Genomic DNA, 20,273 nt, shown 5'->3' on the forward strand with positions numbered 1-20,273 from the left:
CTCCTTTCTTCCCTCTGTTCTCAAGTCCCTCAATAATTGCATCCACTAAATCCACCTCATCCTCAAGCACCCGATTTGCTAATTTACAGTAAGGTAATTATGAATTTAAAGTATTTGCTTGAAAATCTTTCAGAAAAAAACGTTGAACTGTGGACTGATGGAGATACACTCCGCTATCGAGCGCCCGAAAACATATTAACTCCTGAATTATTGGCAGAAGTTAAACAATATGAAGAAGAAATTATCTATTTGCTGCAAAAGCGTACTGATACCGTACAAACTAACCCTCTTTCGCATAGGCAAAAAGCACTTTGGTTCTTATATGAACTAGCACCTAATAGTACTGCTTACAACGTTGCATATGCAGCACATTTAGTGTCAAATGTAAATATTCCAGCATTGCGACAGGCAGCGATCGGTTTAATTGAGCGGCATCAAGTTCTGAGAACTACCTACACCGCAGAGTACGGCGAACCAATGCAAACGATTCGACAAAATCAAGAATTCTGCTTTAGTGTGCAAGAGGCTGCTAATTGGAGCCAAGATGACTTTCACCACTGGCTTGTGAGTGAAAGCGATCGCCCTTTCGACCTGAGCAACGGACCCGTACTACGCTTTAATCTGTTGATTAAAAACACATTAACAGAAGCCTCGCGTGCAAAGGAAGTGATTCTGTTAATGACGGCACACCACATAGCAGTAGACTTCTGGTCTTTAGAATTGCTTGTTAGTGAGCTTAGGGTGTTTTATGAAGCCATCAAGATAGGCGAAGACGTAGCGTTCCTACCCCAAAATTTGCGATACAAAGATTATGTGCAGTGGGAAAACCAAATGTTAGCAAGTCAGCAAGGAGAGCGACTGTGGAGCTACTGGCGACATCAGTTAGCTGGGGAATTGCCGATACTGAATCTGCCAACCGATCGACCCAGACCACCAGTGCAAACTTATGAAGGCGCTTCTCACTCTTTCGTTTTCGGGGAAAAACTGACCCACAAACTCTTGGAACTAGCAAAAGCAGAAGGTGTAACCCTTTACACAATCGTGCTAGCAGCATTCCAGGTACTGTTACTACGCTACACAAATCAAGAAGATATCCTAATTGGCTCTCCAATGGCTGGTCGCAGCCTGACTGAATTTGAAAGGATTGTTGGTTACTTTACTAATCCCGTTGTTTTGCGAACCAATCTGTCTGGAAATCCTACATTTCGAGAGTTGCTTTGCCGAGTACGCTCTTGTGTGTTAGGGGCGCTAGAACATCAAGACTATCCCTTTCCCCTGCTGGTCGAGCGACTGCAACCGTTACGCGACCCAAGCCGTTCACCACTTTATCAGGTGGCGTTCGCCTGGGATCTCTCTCATCAGAGTAACGGACAAGTATCACTTATGGATAGTGATGGGTTAATTGTGGAGTCTATAGTTCCAGAGTCAAAAGGGGTTCCTTGTGATTTAACTTTGACCATTTTTGATGTAACCAGACCGCTCAAAGGTATCTGGAAATATAACACTGACTTGTTTGATAGCAGCACGATTGAGCAGATGGCGGTTCATTTCCAGACATTGCTAGAAAGTATCGTCGCTAACCCAGAAGAGCAAATTTCTACCTTACCTCTGTTAACAAAAACGGAACCTTACTATTTAAAAAGCCGTGGTAACGTTGTCTGTCCATCCAACCCCTTCATTGAATTTCGCAAACAAGATATTGAACAATCAATCCCAGCTAGGTTTCAAGAGCAATTTAGGAAAAATCCCCATAATATCGCTGTCCATACAAAGAATTATCATTGGACATATAGTGAATTGAACTGCCGTGCCAATCAAGTAGCACAGATAATCCTGAAACAATGCACATTGGGAGAAGAAAGAATAGCTTTATTGTTTGAACACGATGCACCAATGGTTGCTGGGATTTTGGGAGTATTGCAGGTTGGGAAAGCCTATATTGCCCTAGACCCAAATTATCCCAGTGACAGAGTTGTTTATATTCTAGAAGATTCAAGGGCTAGTGCTGTTCTTACTAACAACAAGAACTTAGCCCATGCCCAAGAATTAACTAAAGGTATTGTCCCGCTCATTAATATAGATGACATGAGTTTGACTGACTCTTCTAATGAAGTCAAGCTGGAAATCTCACCAGATACTATTGCTTACATTCTCTATACATCAGGTTCCACAGGACAGCCGAAAGGTGTTATTCAAAACCATCGAAATATTCTGTATTTCATTAAAAGCTACACGAATAATCTTCACATCAATGAGCAAGATGGATTGACCCTGTTATCATCCTATAGCTTTGATGCTGCACTCATAGATATCTTTGCTGCTATCTTAAATGGTGCAACCTTATACCCAATCAATATCAAGGAGGAAGGTTTAACTCATCTATCCCAGTGCTTGCGACAGCATCATATTACAATCTATCACTCAACACCAACTTTATATAGGTACTTTGTTAGCACTTTGAGTGGGAATGAGCATCTGACTAATATCCGTCTAGTTGTCTTAGGGGGAGAGGAAGCTGTTAAAACAGATGTTGATTTATATAAAAAACATTTTTCCAGCCAATGTATATTGATCAATGGTTTAGGAGCGACAGAATCAAGCTTTTACTTGCAATATTTAATCAATAAGCAAACAGAAATTACTCGCAATACCGTCCCAGTTGGTTATCCGTTTGAAGAAACGGAAGTTTTCTTGTTAAATGAAGCTGGTGAAAAGACTGATATCTACGGAGAAATTGCGGTTAGAAGTCCTTACATTGCGCTCGGTTATTGGCACAAAGCCAACTTGACAAGAGCTGTTTTTTTAAGCGATCCAGAATGTGGTTCGAGGCGAATTTACCGCACAGGAGACCTGGGTCGTATCAGACCAGATGGTAGCATTGAATTTTTAGGACGAAAGGATTTTCAGGTCAAAATTCGGGGTTTCCGTATTGAGTTGGGAGAGATTGAGACCGCGATCGCTCAACACCCTAGTGTACGCGAAACCGTGGTTATAGCCACCGAAGACGTACCAGGTAACAAACACCTAGTAGCCTACATTGTTCTCACACAGCCAGTTACAACTGACGAACTCCGCCATATACTCAGACGGAAACTGCCCGAGTATATGATACCTACAAGTTTTGTATTCCTAGATAGCTTGCCCCTGACTCCTAACGGTAAGGTAGACCGCCTTGCCCTGCCTGCCCCACAGTTACATCGCTCATTTGACAAATTTGTTGCCCCTCGCACACCCATCGAAGAAATGCTAGCGCAGATCTGGGCATCGGTTCTCAAAGTAGAACGCGTAGGCATACATGATAACTTCTTTGAACTCGGGGGCCACTCGCTGCTGGCAACCCAACTGATTTCACGCTTACCAGAAGCCTTTGGAACTTCGTTACCGTTGCGTTCTTTATTTGAATCGCCAACAGTTGCTCAGTTAAGTGAAGTCATCTTATCTGAACTTCAAACCAGTTCGAGTCTTACGCTTCCTGCGACGATTGCACCAGTTTCCTCCAAAGAAGACATACCTTTATCTTGGGCACAGGAGCGCTTGTGGTTTCTGCACCAGTTGGAAGGTGAAAGTGCTGCTTACACAATAGTTTTCGCTGTACGTTTAGTAGGGAATCTCAGTATTAAAGCTTTAGAAAGGGCGTTCCAGAAGATAGTGCAGCGCCATGAAGTTCTGCGTACTCGCTTTGAAATCAAGGATAAAAAGCCAGTACAGATAATAGCCTCCAATGTAAGCATAACGTTGCCAGTGGTAGATATACAAAATGTGGCAGATCCCTGGAAACAAGTGGAGCAACTGGCAATAAAAGAAGCTTACAAACCATTCGATCTGGCTAAAGCTCCTGTGTTGCGGGTCAAGATGTGGCAAGTTGCTCAGCAGGACTATGTACTGCTGATCGCCATTCACCATATTGCTGCTGATGATTGGTCATTAGGCGTTTTGAACCGTGAATTATCTGCCCACTATAGAGCCATTGTCACGGATAGTTCTCCTGAGTTACCAGAGTTACCTGTACAGTATGCCGACTTTACCATTTGGCAGCGCCGATGGCTGACCAATCAAGTACTAGAGCGTCAGTTGAACTATTGGAAGGAACAGTTAGCCGGAGCACCACCTTTGTTGGAATTGCCTACAGACCGTCTTCGCCCAGCGATCCAGACGTTTCGAGGAGGGACAGAGCCATTTCAACTAGATCGCAAGCTAACTTCTGCGCTTCGACAGATTAGCCAAGAGTCGGGAAGCACTTTGTTTATGACGCTGCTGGCGGGTTTTGTGGTGTTAATGTCTCGCTACAGCGGAGAAACGGATCTTGTAGTTGGTTCGCCAATCGCCAATCGCAACCGCCAAGAAATCGAAGGGTTAATTGGATTTTTTGTCAATCTGTTAGCACTGAGGTTCGATTTATCAAAAGAACTGACCTTTGCAGACTTATTGACCCAGGTACGAGAGGTGACTCAAAACGCCTACGACCATCAGGATTTGCCTTTCGAGATGTTAGTCAAACAGTTGCAACTGGAGCGAAAATTGAATCGTAACCCACTGGTACAGGTGGTGTTTGCCTTCCAGAATGCACCTTTATCTCCTTGGGATCTGCCTAGCTTAAGAGTAGAGAAAATGCCTTGGCTACTTGATGCAGCGCGGTTTGACCTTGAACTACACTTGTGGGAAACCCCGGAAGGTCTTGAGGGTTTTTGCTGTTACAGCAGTGATTTATTTGATGGGGCGACGATCGCACGCATGATGAAGCATTTCCAGAATTTGCTTGTGGCAATCACCGCAAATCCACAGCAATCAGTAGCTTTACTACCCTTGCTCACACAGCAAGAGCGTCATCAACTGTTGCTGGAGTGGAACGATACAGGTGTAGATTATCCTCAAACTAAGTGTATTCATCAGTTCTTTGAGGAGCAGGTAGAGCGTACCCCAGATGCAGTGGCTGTAGTGTATGCAAATCAACATCTTACATATCGTGAATTAAACTGTCGCGCTAACCAGTTGGCGCATTACTTACGTTCTTTGGGTGTGGGAGCAGATGTGCTGGTAGGCATTTGTGTAGAGCGATCGCTCTTAATGATTGTGGGGCTGTTAGGAATTCTCAAGGCAGGTGGTGCTTATGTACCACTCGATCCAGAGTATCCCCAAGACCGTCTTAGTTTCATGTTAGAAGACGCTCCACTTTCGGTACTGTTAACCCAACAACAATTAGTAAAGTCTGTTCCTAAACATCAAGCGCGTGTCGTTTGCTTAGATACAGACTTCTTAACAGTTGCTCAAAACAATGAGTCAAATCTGGAAAACACTGCAACACCCGATAACCTCGCTTACGTCATTTACACGTCAGGTTCTACAGGTAAGCCCAAAGGCGTTTTAGTCAATCACAAGAATGTCGTGCGTCTGTTTGCAGCCACCAACTCTTGGTATAACTTCAATGCCCAAGATGTATGGACACTTTTCCACTCTTATGCATTCGACTTTTCCGTATGGGAGATTTGGGGTGCATTGCTGTATGGTGGACGACTGGTAGTAGTGCCATACTTAGTGACGAGATCGCCAGAATCCTTCTATGAATTGCTGTGTAAAGAAAAGGTCACAATTCTCAATCAAACGCCTTCCGCCTTCCGCCAGTTAATTCAAGCAGAAGAGTCAATAGCAACTATTAACCACTTGAAATTACGCTTGGTCATTTTTGGTGGAGAAGCCTTAGAACTGTCGAGCTTGCAGCCTTGGTTTGAGCGCCACGGCGACCCATCACCCCAATTAGTTAACATGTATGGAATAACGGAAACCACTGTACATGTTACTTATCGTCCCTTAAGCAAAGCTGATTTGAATGGCACGGCAAGTATAATTGGTCGTCCAATTCCCGACTTACAGGTGTATGTGTTAGATGAATATCAAAAGCTAGTACCAGTGGGCGTTCCAGGCGAGATGTACGTTGGTGGTGCTGGGGTCACCCTTGGTTATCTGAATCGTCCGGAATTGACACAACAACGGTTCATCTCTCATCCTTTTAGCAATGCCCCCCAAGCACGCCTGTACAAAACAGGGGATAAAGCACGCTATTTGCCCAATGGTGATTTAGAGTATTTAGGACGCATCGACAATCAAGTAAAAATTCGAGGCTTTCGTATCGAGTTAGGCGAAATTGAAGCAGTTTTAAGTCAACACTCCTTGGTACAAGAGAGTGTTGTAGTAGTAAGAGAAGACACCCCTGGTGATAAATGTCTTGTGGCTTACTTAGTGCCTGCTGTTCATCACAAAACGTTACTCCAGCACGTTACAAACAAGCCCTGGACTAACGATAGTAACAATCCTCTACGTGGTAAGTTAGCCCAGAAACTGGTGCCGCAGGTGCGTGAATATATCCAACAAAAGCTACCCAATTACATGATGCCGCAGGCTTTTGTCGTTCTCAATGCCTTGCCGTTAACACTCAATGGCAAGGTAGATCGCCGCTTCCTACCTTCCCCTGATACAGTCACAAGAAATCTTTCTACAGGCTTTGTTTTACCTCGCACCCCAATTGAAGCTCAACTGGCTCGACTCTGGAGTCAAGTTCTGGGAGTTGAACGTATTGGCGTTAATGACAACTTCTTTGAGCTTGGTGGTCATTCCTTACTAGCTACTCAACTGCTGTTGGAGATCAACTCAGCTTTTGGACTTGAGCTGTCTATACAGCTAATGTTTGAGTCTCCTACAGTAGCTGGGATAGCAGACTACATGAAAGTAATGAATTGGGCAACACAAGATTTGCCAGTAAAAGAAGTTAACGTAGAAATAGTGGAGTTATGAGCATGGCTAACAGTATTGTTGAATTTCTCGGCGGTTTGAGCAACTTGAATATTAACCTAGAGGCAAATGGCGATCGCTTGCGCTGTCATGCACCTGAAGGAGTGTTAACTCCAACGTTACTTCAGGAAATAACTAGGCGTAAAACAGAAATTATACTGTTTTTACAGCAAGCAAAGCAGGCTAAGACTTCTTATCAGTTGCCCATTCAAAAAGTGCCACGGGACGGTGAGCTACCACTGTCTTTTGCCCAACAGCGACTCTGGTTTCTGCACCGTTTGTCACCAAACAGTCGTTCTTATAATTTCCTGGATGCTCAAAGACTATATGGGTCGCTGAATATAATTGCACTGGAACAAAGTCTTAGTGAACTCATTCGCCGCCATGAAGTCTTAAGAACCACTTTTCCTACCGTGGACGGACAACCTGTTCAGCGCATTGCTCCTCCCACTGCCGTAACTTTGCAAATTCATAAGTTGCAGGGATTGTCAGCCCAGGAGCAAACCGAGCAGATTCAACAGATAACGGAGTCCTTTGCCTCCAAGCCCTTTGATTTAGCTGTTGACCCCTTAATACAATTCACTTTACTCCAACTGAGTGACCAAGAGTATGTACTGCTATTGAAGATGCACCACATCATCTACGATGGTTGGTCTTTGAACATCTTCAAACGTGAGTTATCTCAGCTTTACGTAGCTTTGGCTCAAAGATTACCGAACCCACTACCTGAATTACCTATTCAGTATGCTGACTTTGCAGTTTGGCAACGCCAGTGGCTTACGGGCGAAGTCCTCGATCAGCAACTGGGTTACTGGCAAAAACAATTAGCGGATGCCCCTTTTGCACTAGAACTACCTACTGATAAACCAAGACCCCCAGTTCAAACCTTTCGAGGTGGAGTTGAGTGTTTTCAACTCGATCGCAACCTCACACAACGCCTCAAGCAGTTGAGCCAAGAGTCAGATGCAACGTTGTTTATGACTCTACTAGCAGCTTTTTTGGTCTTAATTTCTCGTTACACTGGTCAATTAGATATTGTTGTTGGCTCCCCGATCGCTAACCGCAACAACAAGAGCATCGAGCAGCTAATAGGTTTCTTTATTAATACCCTAGCATTAAGGGGCGATCTCTCTGGCAACCCCAGCTTTGCTGACTTCTTAGCGCAAGTGCGGCAAACCACATTGTCAGCATACGCCCACCAGGACTTACCCTTTGAGATGTTAGTAGAAAAGCTACAGCCAGAAAGAGATCTGAGCCGTAATCCCCTAGTACAGGTGATGTTCTCTCTCCATAACACCCCACAATCTTCTTGGGATTTGCCAGGTTTAACTATCCAAGACATGTCTTTGCCAATTGATGAACAGGTCAGGTTTGACCTGGAAGTTCAGTACCGGGAAGTTTCAGGAGGTTTAGAGGGTGTCTGGAATTACAGTGCTGATTTATTTGATGCAACAGCAATTACTCGCATAGCCCAAAATTTTCAAACTTTACTCCAAGCAATTGTTGCCAATCCTCAAGAGCGAATTGCAGAATTACCACTGTTGACGACCGCAGAACGCCATCAATTGTTGGTGGAATGGAACAACACTCAAGTAAACTATTCATCTGATAAGTGTATCCATCAGTTATTTGAGGAACAAGTTGAACGTACCCCAGATGCCGTGGCAGTTGTGTTTCAAGATCAACAACTGACCTACCAAGAGTTGAATTGTCGCGCTAACCAATTGGCATACCACTTGCGAGCATTGGATGTTAGTTCTGAGGTGCTGGTGGGCATTTGCGTAGAACGCTCGCTGGAAATGGTGGTGGGACTACTGGGGATTCTCAAGGCGGGTGGGGCTTATGTACCCCTTGACCCAGAGTATCCTACTGAGCGCTTAAGTTTTATGCTCGAAGATGCTCAAGTGTCGGTGCTGTTAACGCAACAGGGGCTGGTTGACAGGCTGCCACAGCACGGGGCACAGCAAGTCTTTTTAGATACTGACTGGCAACTTATCTGTGGGTTTCCTCGCAACAATCCCATCACTGCTGTGCAAGCTGGTAACTTGGCTTATGTGATTTATACCTCCGGTTCTACAGGAAAACCAAAGGGAGCAATGAACACGCACCAGGGGATTTATAATCGTCTCCTCTGGATGCAACAAACCTATAAACTAACAGCAAGTGATGCGGTACTCCAGAAAACTCCTTTCAGTTTTGATGTATCAGTATGGGAGTTTTTCTGGACTCTAATAAGAGGCGCTCGTTTAGTAATTGCCAAATCGGAAGGACATAAAGATAGTGCATATTTAGTCAACCTGATTGCCGAGGAGAATATTACCACTCTGCATTTTGTCCCCTCAATGCTTCAGGTGTTCTTGGAAGCACCAGGGGTGGAAAAGTTAACATCTCTCAAGCGAGTTTTTTGTAGCGGTGAAGCTTTACCTTTTGCACTCCAGCAAAGCTTTTTTAAGCTTGTAAATGCCGAATTGCATAATCTTTATGGTCCCACAGAAGCAGCAATTGATGTCACTTTCTGGAGGTGTCAAAGGGAAAGCGATAAATCTATAGTGCCTATTGGTCGTCCCATTAGCAACACCCAAATTTATTTATTAGATACCCATCTCCAACCAGTACCGATTGGCGTACCAGGAGAGTTGCACATTGGTGGTGCAGGTTTAGCGCGAGGCTACCTCAACCGTCCCCAGTTGACACAAGAAAAATTCATCCCTAACCCATTTAGCGCTAACCTAAATTCCCGGCTTTACAAAACCGGAGACCTAGCACGCTATTTACCCGATGGCAATATCGAATACCTAGGACGCATTGACCACCAGGTTAAGGTACGGGGCTTCCGCATTGAATTGGGCGAGATAGAAGCGGTACTAAACCAACACCCATCCGTTCACTCAGTTGTCGCTACAACAACAGTAGACAACCCAGGAGACCAACGCTTAGTCGCCTACATCGTGGCACAACAGCACACAGCACCCACAATCAGCGAGTTGCGCCAATTCCTGAAAACCAAGCTGCCAGAGTACATGGTGCCAAATGCAATAGTGATGTTGGAGTCGTTGCCACTAACTCCTAACGGTAAGGTAGACCGCCGCGCCCTGCCTTCTCCACAGTTACACCGCGAACTATTAGACAAATTTGTCGCCCCGCGGACGCCCGTCGAAGAAATGCTAGTGCAGATTTGGGCATCAGTCCTCAAAGTAGAGCAAGTGAGCATACATGATAACTTCTTTGAACTCGGGGGACACTCGCTGCTTTTAACCCAACTGATTTCACGCATCCGCACCACCTTCAAAGTAGAACTGCCATTGCACAGTGTGTTTGCAGCAGCAACCGTTGCACAAATGGCGCAAGAAATTGAGCAGTGGCAGCAACAGCAGTTAGAACTGACTTACCCACCGCTTTTAGCAACCCCAAGGAATGCAGACATACCCCTGTCATTTGCTCAACAGCGTTTGTGGTTTTTAGACCAGCTAAAGCCCAATAGTGCTTACTACAACATGCCACTTTCTTGGCGAGTGCAAGGTCAGCTTGTTGTGACAGCCTTAGAACAAAGCTTGCGAGAAATCATTCATCGCCACGAAGCCTTACGCACCAACTTCATCACAGTAGATGGACAACCCGTTCAAATCATTCACCCAGAAACGGATTGGACGCCGTCAATTCTAGACTGGCAGCATTTACCCACAACCGAGCAAGAAATCGCCTCACAGCAATTAGCGAGTTCACAAGCTATTCAACCGTTTGACCTAGCCAGTGAACCATTAATCAGGGCAACATTAGTAGTGCTGTCCGAGACAGACCACATATTACTAGTGTGTATGCATCACATTGTCAGTGATGGATGGTCAATGGGTGTGTTTGTTCAGGAACTGGGTTCTCTATACAATGCTTTTTGTCAAGGGCAGCCTAGCCTGGGGCACGCTACGCTAACACCCCTAGCGCCACTACCTGTACAATACGCGGACTTTGCACTGTGGCAGAGACAGTGGTTGCAAGGTGATGTCCTGCAAACCCAACTGGCTTATTGGCAACAACAACTGACCAACGCACCAGCTTTATTATCGCTACCCACCGACCGACCCAGACCGCCTGTGCAAACTGAGCGTGGGGAACACTTTACCTTTGCACTGTCTTCTGAGCTAACTGTGGCGCTGGGACAACTAAGTCAGCAACAAGGAGTCACCTTGTTCATGACGCTATTGGCAGCGTATGATACATTACTTTACCGCTACACAGGACAGACAGACATTCTGGTAGGGTCTCCCATTGCTAACCGCAATCACAGTGAAATTGAGGGGTTAATCGGCTTTTTTGTCAACACGTTAGTGCTGCGTACTGATGTTTCGGGCAACCCCAGCTTTGCCGAATTATTGGGTCGCGTCAGGGACATGGCAATCGATGCTTATGCTCATCAAGATTTGCCGTTTGAGATGCTGGTGGAAGCCTGGCAGCCACAACGTTCATTAAGCCATACACCACTATTCCAGGTGATGTTTGTCCTCCAGAATGCCCCTATGCCCGAAATAAAGCTGACTGGTTTAACGGTCACTTCATTGCCAGGACAAAGCGCAACGGCAAAGTTTGATCTGACCTTAGTCATGGAGAACACGGCTTCGGGGCTGGTGGGTGTGTGGGAGTACAACACAGATTTGTTTGATCGCAGTACCATTGAGCGGACGGCAGGTCATTTCCAAACCTTGCTTGAAGCAATTGTTGCCAATCCGATGGGGCTAATTTCGCAACTGCCCCTGTTGAGTGAAGTTGAGCAACGACAGTTACTCGTGGAGTGGAACTCGACTCAGGTAGAGTATCCTCATGATTTGTGTATTCATCAGTTGTTTGAGTCGCAGGCACAACGCACCCCGGATGCGGTAGCAGTGGTATATGAAAATCAACAACTGACCTATCATGAGTTGAATTGTCGCGCTAACCAATTGGCGCATTACTTGCGGAGTTTGGGCGTTGGTCGTGAGGTGCTGGTGGGCATTTGTGTAGAACGCTCACTCTTAATGGTGGTAGGACTACTTGGGATTCTCAAAGCAGGTGGGGCTTATGTAGCCTTTGACCCAGAGTATCCTACTGAGCGCTTGAGCTTTATGCTCGAAGATGCTCAAGTAGGAGTGCTCCTGACGCAACAGGGACTGGTTGACAGGCTGCCACCATATCAAGCGCAGCAAGTCTTTTTGGATACTGACTGGCAACTTATCTGTGGGTCTTTTCAGGACAATCCCATCACTGGTGTGCAAGCTACTAACTTGGCTTATGTGATTTATACCTCCGGTTCTACAGGCCAGCCTAAAGGTGTTCAAATTTCACATAATGCTGTGATAAATTTTCTATCTGCCATGCACCACCAGCCAGGCATTACAGAAGAAGATATACTCCTTGGGGTTACCACCATTACTTTTGACATTGCTGCTCTGGAAATTTTTCTGCCTATAACTATAGGTGCCTGTGTGGTGATAGCCAGTCGTCAAGTGACCTTTGATGGAAGACAGTTGTTAGACCTGTTAGTCAAATCTAGGGCAACAGTCATGCAAGCAACCCCAGCTACTTGGAGATTACTTCTAGAAACCAAGTGGCAAAGTGGCAGTCCAATAAAAATACTTTGTGGAGGTGAAGCTTTACCTTGGGAGCTAGCCAGTCAATTGCGAGCAAGGAGCACTTCCTTGTGGAACCTTTATGGTCCCACAGAGACCACCATCTGGTCATCAATATATCAGGTTGAATCCTCAGAGAATTTGATTTTCATTGGACGCCCGATCGCCAACACACAAATCTACATCTTAGACAAGCACTTACAACCAGTACCGATTGGCGTACCAGGAGAGTTGCACATCGGTGGTGCAGGTTTAGCGCGAGGCTACCTCAACCGTCCAGAGTTGACACAAGAGAAATTCATCCCCAACCCGTTTAGCGCTAACCTAAATTCCCGGCTTTACAAAACCGGAGACCTAGCACGCTATTTACCCGATGGCAATATCGAATACCTAGGACGCATTGACCACCAGGTTAAGGTACGGGGCTTTCGCATCGAATTGGGCGAGATAGAAGCGGTACTAAACCAACACCCATCCGTTCACTCAGTTGTCGCTACAACAACAGTAGACAACCCAGGAGACCAACGCTTAGTCGCCTACATCGTGGCACAACAGCACACAGCACCCACAATCAGCGAGTTGCGCCAATTCCTGAAAACCAAGCTGCCAGAATATATGGTGCCAAATGCAATAGTGATGTTGGAGTCGTTGCCACTAACTCCTAACGGTAAGGTAGACCGCCGCGCCCTGCCTTCCCCTGATACAAACAACCTCGCTATGCAAGCTAGCTTTGTTCCACCCCAAGACATCGTGGAACAGAAACTGGCACAAATCTGGGCAGAAGTTCTTCAAATTTACCCTGTTGGAGTAAAAGATAACTTCTTTGATCTGGGTGGTCATTCTCTTTTAGCGGTGCAATTGATGGCGAGGATTGAGCAGCAATTCAAGAAAAATCTTCCCTTGGCGACTCTCTTCCAAAACTCAACTATTGAACAACTAGCGACTACTCTCCGCCAGCCTATAAATGCTAAAAATTGGTCTCCCTTGGTAGCAATTCAGCCTAATGGTTTTAAGCGGCCTTTCTTCTGCGTGCCTGGAGTTGGTGGCAATACCATCAACTTGTACAACCTGGCCCATCATTTAGGTAAAGAGCAACCGTTTTATGGATTGCAATCACTCGGTCTTGACGGGGAATCAGAGCCGCACACACGAATCGAGGACATGGCAGCTTGTTACATTGAAGCAATACAGTCCATTCAACCCTCTGGACCATATCTTTTGGGCGGTCATTCCTTTGGAAGTATGGTAGCTTTTGAGATGGCGACTCAATTACATCAGCGGGGTTATGAGGTTGCTCTACTTGCCCTTTTGGATTCTGGTGTACCAGGTTATCTAACTAATGAAGTAGATGTTCATAGTCTTGATGATTCTGGATGGCTGAACATGATTGCTAGCCAATTTGAAAGTATCTACGGAAAGAGCTTAAACGTATCGGACGAAGCTCTCCTCGTTCTTGATCCTCTGGAGCAACTGAACTACTTCAAACAGCAGTTACAAATGGTCAATTTACTGCCACCCGCTGTTGGAATAAAGCAACTTCGCGGCTTAATGCAAGTTTTCAAAGCTAACCATCAAACTGCTTCTATTTATATGCCACAAACAGTCTATCCATCTCAGATTAAGTTTTTCAGGGCTAGCGAGATTGATGCTGTTAGTCATGCCTACTCGGAAACTTTAGATGAACTAGGATTAGGCTGGAACAAGTTTTCTGCTCAACCTGTGGATATCCACCTTGTTCCAGGTGACCATTTCACAATGCTAAATGAACCTCACGTTCAAGTTTTAGCACAACAACTGACAATCTGCATTGAGCGATCTCAGATGATTGAGGAATCAGACCTTGATACAAATAGAAGAAGTGAGAGAGATTAAGTTACTCATTTGTGCAATAATATTGTGCAGTGGTCGCAGACCTTGCCAAGCTGAAATTTATTGGTTGTTTATTGCCAATAATGCATAATTATTTTATATCCAATCGACAAGCAAGAAAAAAACATGATTAGCCAACAAAAGCCATTTTTTCGTTTGTCAGGCTTACTATTAACTTTATTAGTAGTTCTGCCTCAGAAAATAACTCAGGCAGAATCAAACTTAAATTCTGCTACGTCTGAACAGAATAACTGTTATCCACCTCCAGACTCCAAACAGCCACAATACATCATTGGTTATGGCAGTCTCATGCAAGATAGTTCTAGGCAACGCACCACTCCTAGGGCTGGTACTGCTTATCCAGTTAAGGTACGGGGTTATCGGCGTGGTTGGTTTGCTAAAGGGGGACGTATTGGTTTTGATGCAACCTATTTAGGAGTAGTTCCTCAGCCTAATAGCAATTTGAATGGTGTTATATACTCAATCACAGACCCGACAGAATTGTTAGCTACCGATAAACGAGAATATTTCTATTGTCGCCGCTTAGTTAGCCCATCTGAATTCACTGTACTGAGAGATGGCCTACTGGTAGAGCCTGGGCAAGCATGGATTTATACTCTTAAGCAAGAAAGTATGGCTACACCGAGCGATCGCTATCCCATTGTTCAGTCTTATGTTGACATATTTTTATCAGGTTGCTTAGAACAGGAAGAACGCTACAATCTCAAGGATTTTGCCCGACAGTGTATTACTACAACTACCGACTGGTCTGAACATTGGGCTAATGATCGGATTTATCCACGACAACCTTTTTTCTATCAACCAAGATCTTCAGCAATTGACAAATTAATCAATGAACAACTGCCCAATTATTTCCGGCAAATTTATATCGAGTAAATTCAATAGGATTGCTTAGCTTGATTCCTTAATCCCCCATTCCGCACCCTCAACTGTCACATACGCTCTTTTAACATACAGCCTATTCCAGGTAAGTATGGTACAGTTAGGTGAGTAGATAATTACACAAAAATGCAAGAGAGGTTACTTGACTGGGTTGACGCTGGAGAGAAAGGATTGATTCGCTGGGCAATTTGTCACTTTTAAAAATAATGAACAACAAACAACCAACCAAAAAAATGATAATTTTCTATGCAACAAATTGGCAGAAATTGTTAACACTTACAGGAATAGCTATGCTAACTTCCTCTGTTTATTTGAGTGAGGCTCAAGCTCAGTCTTTTACTGACAGTGGAAGTTCATTAATAGCCCAAAATCTAGGAGGAATAGTCCGAAAAATACCCCTCGAAGAAGTAGCACTTCCCGCAATGTCTTCAGCAAAGACAGCGACAAACGCTGCATTTAATCAAGCCCGAATTGAACTCAAGTCAGATGGTTCATTAATATACATACTCCGAGGCCAAAACCAACAAGGCTTTGAAGTTGAAGTACAAGTTACTCCCACTGGCACTCTTATTCAAGTTGACGAGCAAATAGAGTCCAGTGGAGTCCCTGAAATTGCTCTAAAAGCTTTCAAAAAATGGGCACCTAATGACCCACTTATCAGCACTTGGCGGAGTACCCGTCTTGGCGAATTTTTCTATCAATTTGTCATTCGGGATTTTTGGTTAGAAATTGCTGCTGATGGTAATAAAGTCGTCATTTACCGCAAGAAAATCAATATTTAGCACATCAACAGTCAAAATATGCAATTTTGCCGCACAGATCCATGAAGAGATTTACGCTCCGTAATTGGCAGAGAATTGTCGCTGCCACACTAACTGCAACAACAATTGCTTTCACTACGAATGCTGCTTTTGCTCAATTACTTAAGGGTGCTGGTGCTTCTTTTTCCGAACCTCTTTATCAGCGCTATAGCGCAGAATACGAACGGGAAACAGGCGTCAAGTTCACCTATAATTCCATTGGCAGTGGAGGTGGTATTCGGTTGTTCATCAATAAAACACTGGACTTCGGAGGTACTACTTTAATTCCTACCCCAATTGAGAAAAATCAGATAGAAGATGGGTTGCTGATGGTACCCACAGGAGGAGGGGCAATAGCCATTGTTTACAACCTTGAAGATGTGACCTCCGATGTCAAGTTATCTCGCGAGCAACTGGCACAAATATTCACAGGCAAAATTGCCAATTGGAACCAGGTTGATTCCCGTTTTCCTAACAAAAAGATTCAAGTTATAGTTCAATCCGATAGTAGCGGTACTACCTTCACCCTCACTAAATACTTGCGAAAAATTACGGGGGGAAAGATAGAAGCGGCGCGGGAACCTAATTGGGGATTTCAGGTTTTCGCTGCCCTTCCTCAAGATAGTGCAGTGGCTGGAGAAGTACGAAGGATTGATGGTGCGATCGGCTATGTGCAAACAAGCTTTGCTCGTAAGAATAATCTGGCTACAGCTAAGATTGAAAATCGGGCTGGTCGTTACGTGGAACCAACTTTGGCAGAGACTGAAAAAGCCCTAGCTAATATCAAGTTTAACGATGACTTCACGACGGAAGATATTGATGACCCCGAAGATGGCTACCCCTTGGTTAGTTTGAGTTGGCTACTGTTCTATGAAAAGTATCCCAATGAAACTCTTGTCCAAGCTAATAAGAACTTCTTGACATGGATTCTAACTAAAGGTCAAGGATTTAATCGAGAATTAGGGTACACTAAAATTCCTGAAGATGTAGCTAATAAAGTGATTGAAACTGCCAATAATGAATTTAGAGTTCGTCCTTAATGAAGGAGGCAGGAAGCAGGAGGCAGGAGGCAGAAGGGAAGAGGCAGGAGGAAAGAGGAAGAAGGAAGGAGGAAAGAGGAAGAAGGAAGGAGCCAGAACAAGTGTTTTTACAAATATGAGATGCTCCCCAAGAGGCAGGAGGAGCTTTCTCAGTAGGGGATTCGACTTCTCCTGCCTTCGGTCTTAAACCCTTGTTCCCTCCGATGTGGCAGGAAACAGAGGGCTGTTTTCCTTCTGCCTCCTGCCCTCTGCCTCCTGCCTCTGCCTCCTGCCCTCTGCCTCCTGCCTCTGCCTCCTGCCTCTGCCTCCTGCCTCCTGCCTCCTGCCTCCGACCTCCTGCCTCCTGCCTTCGGAGATAAAAAGGTTTGTTATCCATTGTATGTACGATCGGAAAGAGAAATTATGAGCAAATTGAGTCTGCCGTTGCCGCTAACCTCATTAATACTGGGTTGTAACTTGTTAATATTACCCCCTGTATTGGGGCAAGCAAATCTTGCCGATATTCCATTACCGGACTTTCAAACAACTACAACTGCGAATTTGCCAGAGAAGAATGAGGCTACTGAGCAAGTTATTAGATTGGCAGAGCCTTCAGATGTTATGCTTACATCAACTGATGAAATTAATACGACTAACGAATCTCTGCGTCCATTATCTGTAACAACTTTAAACTCAAATGATTTTGGGGAAGAATCCCAAGACTTGTCGGTTAGTAATATTGAATCGTCGAATATTCCCCCAACTCCTCTTGGAAAGGAGGAGGGCTATGTCCCCCCCTCCTTAAGCCAGATCGAAGGTAAGGAGGTTAGGGGAGATCGAGTCTTATCCGAGAAGTATTGGGAAGAATTACTGAGTAATTCAAAGGTAATTTCTAACACATTAGAAAACCAAGTATCTTCTGGTAATAGGTTGCCCTCAGTTAACGCGGATGATAAACCTCAAGTCCAAGAAATTCCTACTAACCAATTACAACCGCCCCAACTATATAGCCAACCACCAGATGCTATGGAGGAAGTTACCAGTGTCACAGACTTGCGAGATGTTAGTCCGGGGGACTGGGCTTATGAAGCGCTGCGAAGCTTGGTAGAAAAATATCGTTGCGTTGCTGGTTCTGGCAAAGGTACTTTCGAGGGTAATCGTGCTATAACCCGTTATGAATTTGCTGCTGCCTTGAATACTTGCTTGATTAAAGTTGGACGTATAATTTATAGCTTAAGCAATACATTCCCCAATAAAGAAGAGTTGGCAGTTGTACAAAGGCTACAAGCAGATTTTGCTACTGAACTGAAAACTCTCACCGCTAAAATAGATAATTTAGAACAGCGAGTAACCTCTCTCAACGAAAATCAGTTTAGCACTACTACAGTGCTCCGGGGAACAGTAGATTTTAATTTAATTAGTGCTTTTGGAGACGAGAAAGCTGTTCCTCCTGGGGAAAAGCCCCGGGACGACTTGAATGAAAATCTCACCTTATCAGCGCGCCTAAATCTCAACTTTGATACCAGCTTTACAGGTCGAGACCGATTACGTACTAGCATTCGGGCTGGAAATGTCAGCAATTTTGGTAGTAGTATTACAGGAACAGATATGACTCGCCTGATTGGTGCCGTTAACACTACCGATAACACTACCAATAATATTCAGCTTCAGCTAGGCTCGTTGTTGTATGAGTTTCCTATAGGTAAACGCGGTAAAGTAATGATTGCACCTCGTGCAAACTATCCTACTCCCATTTTCCCTGCACTTAATCCTGTTTCTTCTATTTCTAATTTTGGTGGTGAAAGTCCTATCTATTCGTTTGCTTCGGGTACGGGGACTGTAGTTTATTATAATTTTACCGATAAAATTGCCGCTGGTGTCAGTTATTCAACTATGAGTGGTAGCAATCCAGTTGAGGGACTATTTGGCGGTCAATATACTGCTTTAACTCAGTTAACTTATACTCCATCTAATAGGTTAGCGATCGCTTTTACCTACGGTCATTACTACGCTCCTGAACGCGGTTCAACTGTTAATGTAACGGGGAGTAAAGGCAGTATATTTGCTCAGTCACCTTTTGGAAAAAGTACAGCGACTTCTTCTAATGCTTATGGCTTACAATCTACTTATAAGTTGAGCAATAAGTTGATTTTAGGCGCTTGGGTTAGCTATTTTAATGCTAGGGCTGAGTCTTCGCCCCGTGTTAATAGTTTAGATGGTTCAAAGGGATCTAGTGCCGATATCTGGAGTTGGGCAGTTACTGCGGTAGTGCCAGATTTGGGTAAGTTAGGGAGTCAGTTAAATTTTGTCTTTGGGATGCCCCCGAAGGTGACAAGTAATGATGTTTCTTCTCGCTTAGACCGCGATAGTTCGCTGCATTTTGAGCTATCTTATCGTTATCCACTTACTAACAACATCTTTATTACTCCGGGAGTTTTGTTGATTACTAATCCTGAGCATAATGCTGCTAATGATAGTATTTGGATTGGATTATTCCGAACTACTTTTACGTTTTAATTAAAACTAGTACAGCTCGGCGTAAGTAGACAGACTATATTTGTGGTAGAATAACATAGTTAGTTTAGACCAGTTTCGGTAGGTGATAAAGGAGTCATATATGGCCTTATTAATGCCTAAAACATTAAAATTAAGCGATGGCGAGCGTCATCAACTTAACCAGTTGAGCAAGAGACACAACACGCCGCAACAGATCGTGCTACGAGCCAAAATCATTCTGATGGCATCAGATGGTCAAAACCATCGTGAAATAGCCCGAAGCCTAGAGATTAACCGACAGATGGCTCGCTTATGGCGAAACCGATGGTTGGAAAGCGAGGGAAAAGACTTATCGATTTTGCAAAGATTACAAGATCGAGAGCGTGTTGGTGCACCAGTAAAATTTAGCATGGAACAAGTAACCGAGTTATTTGCTTGCAGCCTGTTCCTCACCGTCCGATTATGGACGACCAATAAGTCACTGGACAGCTAGAGAACTGGCGGAGGAAATCATGTTTCAAGGCATTATTGAAAGTATATCAGTCCGCCATGTTGGCAGATTATTAGAAGAAGCAGAAATTAAACCACACGCCTCGCGCTACTGGTTAACCCCCCCCTGTGGATGAAGAATTTGATGCAAAAGTTAAAGATATTACAGGCTTATATCTGACTGCGATTGAACGCAGTCAAAATGGAGAACACACTATATCGGTTGATGAGATGACAGGAATTCAAGCGATTGAGCGTCTCGAAAAAGACTTACCAATGCGACCAGGGAAAGTTGCAAGAAGAGAGTTTGAATATAT

The 20,273-nt window shown here is 44.4% G+C and carries 7 protein-coding genes and 1 pseudogene; all 8 read left to right on the forward strand.

Features of this window, described 5'->3' with window-relative positions:
• Positions 1-99: 99 nt before the first annotated feature.
• The gene (locus QUB35_RS18215) at positions 100-6,786 is read left to right on the forward strand and encodes an amino acid adenylation domain-containing protein (RefSeq protein WP_333143188.1); all 6,687 of its coding nucleotides are present in this window, start codon (positions 100-102) and stop codon (positions 6,784-6,786) included.
• 2 nt (positions 6,787-6,788) lie between these two features.
• Complete coding sequence (locus tag QUB35_RS18220; protein ID WP_333143189.1) at positions 6,789-14,252, forward strand: amino acid adenylation domain-containing protein; 7,464 nt, start codon at positions 6,789-6,791, stop codon at positions 14,250-14,252.
• 123 nt (positions 14,253-14,375) lie between these two features.
• Entirely contained in the window at positions 14,376-15,146 is a 771-nt protein-coding gene (locus tag QUB35_RS18225; RefSeq protein ID WP_333143190.1) for a gamma-glutamylcyclotransferase family protein, read from the forward strand.
• A 296-nt stretch (positions 15,147-15,442) separates the two neighbouring features.
• Complete coding sequence (locus QUB35_RS18230; protein WP_333143191.1) at positions 15,443-15,934, forward strand: hypothetical protein; 492 nt, start codon at positions 15,443-15,445, stop codon at positions 15,932-15,934.
• Between the two features lie 41 nt (positions 15,935-15,975).
• The gene (gene pstS / locus QUB35_RS18235) at positions 15,976-16,992 is read left to right on the forward strand and encodes a phosphate ABC transporter substrate-binding protein PstS (RefSeq protein WP_333143192.1); all 1,017 of its coding nucleotides are present in this window, start codon (positions 15,976-15,978) and stop codon (positions 16,990-16,992) included.
• Between the two features lie 402 nt (positions 16,993-17,394).
• The gene (locus tag QUB35_RS18240) at positions 17,395-19,488 is read left to right on the forward strand and encodes an iron uptake porin (protein WP_333143193.1); all 2,094 of its coding nucleotides are present in this window, start codon (positions 17,395-17,397) and stop codon (positions 19,486-19,488) included.
• A 100-nt stretch (positions 19,489-19,588) separates the two neighbouring features.
• Positions 19,589-19,960, forward strand: coding sequence for a helix-turn-helix domain-containing protein (locus QUB35_RS18245; protein WP_333143194.1), 372 nt, complete (start codon positions 19,589-19,591; stop codon positions 19,958-19,960).
• 125 nt (positions 19,961-20,085) lie between these two features.
• A pseudogene (locus tag QUB35_RS18250) lies at positions 20,086-20,273 on the forward strand (IS630 family transposase); the annotation flags it as partial.

It is taken from the genome of Microcoleus sp. B13-B6 (assembly GCF_036705405.1).
Lineage (GTDB): Bacteria > Cyanobacteriota > Cyanobacteriia > Cyanobacteriales > Microcoleaceae > Microcoleus.

Coding starts and splice junctions, on each gene's coding strand:
- QUB35_RS18215 (WP_333143188.1), top strand. CDS start 100: ATGAATTTAAAGTATTTGCTTGAAAATCTTTCAGAAAAAAACGTTGAA.
- pstS (WP_333143192.1), top strand. CDS start 15,976: ATGAAGAGATTTACGCTCCGTAATTGGCAGAGAATTGTCGCTGCCACA.
- QUB35_RS18220 (WP_333143189.1), top strand. CDS start 6,789: ATGGCTAACAGTATTGTTGAATTTCTCGGCGGTTTGAGCAACTTGAAT.
- QUB35_RS18240 (WP_333143193.1), top strand. CDS start 17,395: ATGAGCAAATTGAGTCTGCCGTTGCCGCTAACCTCATTAATACTGGGT.
- QUB35_RS18245 (WP_333143194.1), top strand. CDS start 19,589: ATGGCCTTATTAATGCCTAAAACATTAAAATTAAGCGATGGCGAGCGT.
- QUB35_RS18225 (WP_333143190.1), top strand. CDS start 14,376: ATGATTAGCCAACAAAAGCCATTTTTTCGTTTGTCAGGCTTACTATTA.
- QUB35_RS18230 (WP_333143191.1), top strand. CDS start 15,443: ATGCTAACTTCCTCTGTTTATTTGAGTGAGGCTCAAGCTCAGTCTTTT.